Source organism: Aeromicrobium sp. PFPM2_SD2 (assembly GCF_057364525.1).
This window is the reverse complement of the sequence record NZ_JBNFNZ010000759.1, coordinates 1-656: the sequence shown is the minus strand read 5'-3', so window position 1 is coordinate 656 and position 656 is coordinate 1. Positions and strand designations below refer to the sequence as shown.

Genomic DNA, 656 nt, shown 5'->3' with positions numbered 1-656 from the left:
CCCTCCCCGCTCCCGGTGAGCAGGGCGAGGGTCGCGGCCTCGCCGTCGTCGCGACCGGCGGCTACGGACGGCGCGAGCTGTCCGGCCGCAACGACCTCGACCTGCTCGTCCTGCACGACGACTCCTGGACGCCCGACGACGTCGCGGCGCTCATGGAGGGGCTCACCGGACCGCTGTGGGACGCCGGGTGGAAGCCCGACGCCTCCGTGCGCACGCCGGCCGAGACCCGCGAGCTGGCCGCCGCCGACTTCCGGGTGGCGTTCTCGCTCATGGACGCGCGCCCGGTCGCCGGCGACGCCGCGCCTCGTGGTCGAGGCCCGGTCGGCCGTCATGACCGACTGGCGGCGCACCGCGCGCACCCGGCTGCAGGACGTCCGCGACGACCGCGACCGGCGGGTGGAGCGCTCCGGCTGGGTGGCGCACAGCGCGATCCCCGACCTCAAGGCGTCCGCCGGGGGACTGCGCGACGCCGTCCTGCTGCGCGCCGTGGTCGCCTCCTGGCTGGTGGACGTCCCGCTGGCCGAGGTCGAGCGGCTGGCCCGCGATCTGCTGGACGTCCGCGACGCCCTGCACGACGTCACCGGCCGGCACACCGAGCGGCTGCTGCCCGAGCTTGTGCCGGACGTCGCCCGGCTGCTCGACCGGGAGCCGGCCGA

1 pseudogene is annotated in these 656 nt (G+C 77.1%); it reads left to right on the top strand.

From position 1 onward, the window contains the following. Positions 1 to 306: 306 nt before the first annotated feature. A pseudogene (locus AC2W7G_RS17935) lies at positions 307 to 656 on the top strand ([protein-PII] uridylyltransferase); the annotation flags it as partial.